Genomic DNA, 4833 nt, shown 5'->3' with positions numbered 1-4833 from the left:
GGTCCCGCCGGCGCGGACACCCCGCGCCTCGACGACGTGGCGGACCGCGTCTCGTGGGCTGCCGCCGACTTCACGGACGCCGCCGCGGTCGCTTCGGCGCTCGCCGCGGCCGCCCCCGCTCTCGTCTTCCACCTCGCCGGGGCGATCGCCCTGTCGCCGGCCGCCGACGCCGCCGCACTCGCGCAGGCCAACGTGACCGCGACCGCCGCGGTCGTTGCGGGCTGCGCAGGCCTGCCTGACCTGCGCCTGTGTGTGCACACGGGCACGTGCGCCGAGTACGGTGACCTTCGCGAGGACTCCGACGAGGGCTCGCCGGTGGCACCGACCACGGCCTACGGCGCCACCAAGGCAGCGGCCACGGTCATCGCGCGGACCATCGCGGGCGAGCGCGGCGTGCCGCTCGCGGTCCTGCGTCCGTACAACCTCTACGGCGAGTGGGAGGCGCCGGCCCGCCTCGTGCCGCACGTCGCGCTCTCGCTGCTCGAGGGCCGCAAGGTGCCGCTGACAGGAGGCGAACAGGCGAAGGACTACCTGTACGTCGGCGACCTGGCCCGAGCGTACCTCGCGGCCGCCGCGTCGGCCGATGCTGCAACCGGCGGCGTGTTCAACGTGGCGAGCGGGGAGTGTGTGACGGTACGCGAGGTGGTCGAGGCGCTGTGCGACGCGCTCGGCGCCGACCGCGCGCTGCTGCGCTTCGGCGAGGTGCCGTACCGCGAGAACGAGATGTGGCGGCAGTCCGCCTCGGTCGCGCGGATCCGCACGACGCTTCGCTGGGAGCCGGCGCAGACGCTGGCGTCCGGCATGGCGGTCACGGCGGCCTGGTACCGGGACAACCGGGGCCTCTATGGCCGCTGAGGCCCCCGGCGCGCCCGCCGTCAGCGTCGTCGTGCTCACCTGGAACCGGCGCGAACTGCTCGCGGCGTCGCTCGAGGCGGTTCTCGCGCAGACCGCCGGCGATCTCGAGGTGCTCGTCATCGACAACGAGTCGACCGACGGCACCGAGGCGTTCGTCACCGCGCATGCTGACCCGCGCGTGCGGTACTTCCGCAACGCCAACGGCGGCAACCTGTCCGTGAACCGCAACTACGCCGTCGCCCGCGCGCGCGGGAGGTGGATCGCCTTCTGCGACGACGACGACCTGTGGGCGCCCGGCAAGCTCGCCGCCCAGCTGGAGGCGGCGGCTGCGCACCCCGATGCCGGCGTCGTGTGCTCCGACGCCGTGTACTTCTCCGTGGACGACGCGACGGGCGAGGCCACCGAGTTCGGCACCCTGCTGGGGTGCGGGGGTGTGGACTCATGGCTCGGGCTCGGCGATCTCCTGCATGGGCACAACGGGGTGGTGCTCTCGTCAGCTCTGGTCAGGCGCGAGGTGTTCGACCGCATCGGCGCGTGGGACACCGATCCGGGCATCTTCGCCATCGAGGACTACCAGTACTGGATCCGGTGCGCCGCCGCAGGCGTGCGCATCCGCCGGCTGGGCGCCGCCCTTTTGCGCTACCGCGTGCATGCGGCGATGGTCAGCCACGCGGACAACCGGGTGACCCAGCGCAAGCAGCTGTACATGATCGGACGCCTGCACGAGCGCGGCGTGCTCGACGACGCGGCGTACGCGGGCGCGCGGGCGGAGTTCCGGCGCAGCGCGCGGCTCGCCCGCGTGAAGCACGCGTTCAAGCGCGTGCCCGGCCTGAAGGCCGCCGTGTACGGTATGAGGAGCCGTCGCCACGCGGCGGCGGACGCGAGGAGCGATCATGGACCTGTCCGGTAAGCGCGTGCTCGTCACAGGCGCCGACGGCTTCATCGGCAGCCATCTGGCCGAGGCGCTCGTCACAGCGGGCGCCGACGTGCGCGCGTTCGTGTACTACAACTCGTTCGGCTCGTGGGGCTGGCTCGACACCGTGCCGGCCGCCACGCGCGACTCGCTCGACGTCTTCGCCGGTGACGTCCGGGACCCCAACGGCGTGCGCACCGCGCTGAAGGGCTGCGACGCGGTGCTCCACCTCGCCGCGCTCATCGGCATCCCGTACTCGTACCACTCGCCGGACAGCTACGTGGATACGAACGTGAAGGGCACGCTCAACGTCCTGCAGGCCGCGCGCGACCTCGGCACGCAGCGCGTCGTCGTCACGTCGACCTCCGAGGTCTACGGCACGGCGCAGCGCGTCCCGATCGACGAGTCGCACCCGCTGCAGGGGCAGTCGCCGTACTCGGCCACCAAGATCGCGGCCGACAAGATGGCCGAGGCGTTCCACCGCTCGTTCGGCCTGCCGGTCGTCACCGTCCGCCCGTTCAACACCTACGGCCCGCGGCAGTCGGCGCGCGCGTTCATCCCGACCGTGATCACACAGCTGCTCGACGGCGCGGACGAGGTGCGGCTCGGCTCGCTGCACCCCACGCGAGACCTCACCTTCGTCGCCGACACGGTCGCCGGCTTCATCGCGCTCGCGTCATGCGACGCGGCCGTTGGGCGCGAGGTGAACCTCGGCACCGGCGTAGAGCACGCGGTCGGCGACGTGGCCGCAGCACTCGTGGACCTCATCGCACCCGGCACGCCCATCGTCGCCGACGACGAGCGCGTCCGGCCGGAGGCGAGCGAGGTCGAGCGCCTGCTCGCGGACGCGTCGCTCGCTCGCGAGCTCGCCGGCTGGGAGGCGCGCGTGCCGCTCGCCGAGGGCCTCGCGCGCACGGTCGAGTGGTTCCGCGACCCGGCGAACCGCGCGGGGTACAAGAGCGGCAGGTACAACGTCTAGGGAGGCCGCGTTGAGGGTGCTCGTCACCGGGGCGGCCGGCTTCCTGGGGCCCCACGTCATCGCCGCCGCGCGCGCGGCATGGCCGGCGATCGAGGTCGTCGGGCTCGACCTGCGCGACCGCTCGACGGCCGACCGGACGCTCGTCGTCGACCTGAAGGACGCGAGCGCCACGCGCGCGGCGCTCGAGGCCGAGGAGCCGGATGTCGTCTTCCACCTCGCCGGGCGGCTCGGCGGTACGGTCGACCAGCTCTACGTCGCCAACGTGACCGCGACGGCGAACCTGCTCGGCGCGATCGGTGCCGGCTCGCATCGCGCCCGCGTCGTGGTGCCCGGCTCGGCCGCGGAGTACGGCGCGGTACCAGAAGCCGAACTCCCCGTGTCTGAGGACCGTCCGCCCGCGCCGGTCTCGTTCTACGGGCGCAGCAAAGCGCAGCAGGTCGCGCTCGCGCTCGAGCACGCGCACGCGGGCCTCAACGTCGGTGTCGGCCGCGTCTTCCAGATGCTCGGCCCGGGCATGCCCGAGACGCTGTTCGCGGGCTCGGCCTGCGCCCAGTTCGCGGCGATCGCGGCCGCCGGCGGCTCCGGGGAGGTGAAGGTGGGTGATCTGACGCCCCGCCGCGACTTCCTCGACGTGACGGACGTCGCTTCGGCGCTCGTGACGATCGCCACTTCGGGGCCGTGCGGCGAGGTCTACAACGTGTGCAGCGGCACTTCCGTGAGCATGAGCGAGCTTCTGGAGATGATGGTCGAGGCGAGCGGTCTCGACGTGCGGGTGGTGCGGGACACCGACCGGTTGCGCGCGTCCGACGTGTCCGACAGCCGGGGCGACAACGCGAAGCTGCGCTCGCTCGGCTGGGAGCCGCGGCTCACCCTCGCCGAGAGCGTGGCGCGTGCCGCGGGCGAGGCGGTGTGCCGCGCATGAGGCCGCTCGAGGGGCGCACGATCGTCTTCGTCAACAACTTCGCCGGCCCCGGTCTCGGAGGTGGCGAGGAGCACCTGCTCGCGCTCGTGCGCGCGACCGTGGGTGCGGGCATGCACGCGCATGTCATCTGCCCGAAGCGCAGCGACCTGCGCGCTGCGGCCGCCGGCGCGGGAGCGATCGTGGCACCGTACGCGCTGGAGAAGCGCAACGTCGTCCGGACCGCCTCGCGCATCCGCAAGTACTGCCGGCGCTACGACGCGGCGGTCCTGCACACGACGGGATACCTCACGAACCTGCTCGGACGGCTCGCCAAGCGTGGCGGGCGGCCCTCACTCGTCAACACCGTGCACGTCGAGCCCGGCGCGCCGCGGGCGGCCGGGGGCGGACGCGCCGCCCAGTTCGCGCGCGACATGCTCGACCGCCTCACCGCACACCGCGCCGATCTCGTGCTGCCGGTGTCCCGCGCGATCGCCGCGCGCCTCGTCGAGCTCGGCTACGATCCGGACCGGATGCAGGTCATCCCGAACGGCATCGACACCGTGACCGTCAACCGGCTCGCGCGCGGCACGTGCGACCTGCCGGCGACGATCGCCGACGACGCTCCGCTCGTGCTGTTCGCGGGCCGGCTCGAGGCGGTCAAGGACGTCGCGACGTTCGTGCGCGCCGCCGCGCTGGTGGCCGCCGAGCGCCCGGACGCCCGGTTCGTGGTGGCGGGCGAGGGCCCGCTCCGTGCCGAGGCGTAGACACTCGCGGCGACCCTCGGGCTCGGTGAGCGCATCGCGTTCCTCGGCTGGGTGGACCCGATCGAGCCGCTCGTCGAACGTGCGGCCGTTCTCGTGATGACCTCGCGTTCCGAAGGCTTCCCGATGCTCGCGCTCGAGGCGATGGCGCTCGGCCGGCCGGTCGTGGCGACGCGCGTCGGCGGCCTGCCGGAGATCGTGGCGGACGGCGAGACCGGCGTGCTCGTCGCGCCCGGCGACGAGGCCGCGGCGGCGCGTGCGATGTCGCGGCTGCTCGCCGATGCCGGAGAGCGGCGCCGCATGGGCACGGCGGCTCGCCACCTCATCGTCGACCGCTTCACGCAGGGCGTGATGACCTCGGCACATCTGGCCGCGTACCGGCGCCTGCTCGACCGCGCCGACACCGCCCGTGTGCGAGAATAGG

At 73.4% G+C, this 4833-nt stretch carries 6 protein-coding genes; all 6 read left to right on the top strand.

The genetic code is table 11. The annotated features are described in order from the left end of the window. Positions 1–855, top strand: an 855-nt coding sequence (locus FDZ70_06415; GenBank protein TLM76679.1) for an NAD-dependent epimerase/dehydratase family protein, incomplete at its 5' end; no start/stop codon positions are given. Further along, on the top strand, positions 845–1765 hold the full coding sequence (locus FDZ70_06410) for a glycosyltransferase family 2 protein (protein TLM76678.1): 921 nt from the start codon (positions 845–847) through the stop codon (positions 1763–1765). The genes FDZ70_06415 and FDZ70_06410, both read left to right, overlap by 11 nt. Then, a complete protein-coding gene (locus tag FDZ70_06405; GenBank protein ID TLM76677.1) occupies positions 1749–2747 on the top strand; it encodes an SDR family NAD(P)-dependent oxidoreductase in 999 nt (332 codons plus the stop codon). Before FDZ70_06410 ends, FDZ70_06405 begins: the two co-directional genes overlap by 17 nt. Before the next feature lie 10 nt (positions 2748–2757). Next, a complete protein-coding gene (locus tag FDZ70_06400) occupies positions 2758–3669 on the top strand; it encodes an NAD-dependent epimerase/dehydratase family protein (protein TLM76676.1) in 912 nt (303 codons plus the stop codon). Further along, positions 3666–4412, top strand: a complete 747-nt coding sequence (locus FDZ70_06395; protein ID TLM76675.1) for a glycosyltransferase family 4 protein — start codon at positions 3666–3668, stop codon at positions 4410–4412. The genes FDZ70_06400 and FDZ70_06395 overlap by 4 nt, the downstream gene beginning before the upstream one ends. Before the next feature lie 33 nt (positions 4413–4445). Beyond that, a complete protein-coding gene (locus FDZ70_06390; protein TLM76674.1) occupies positions 4446–4832 on the top strand; it encodes a glycosyltransferase family 4 protein in 387 nt (128 codons plus the stop codon). Position 4833 lies beyond the last annotated feature (1 nt).

This window comes from Actinomycetota bacterium, assembly GCA_005774595.1.
GTDB lineage: Bacteria > Actinomycetota > Coriobacteriia > Anaerosomatales > D1FN1-002 > D1FN1-002.
This window is presented reverse-complemented; position numbering and strand designations above follow the sequence as displayed.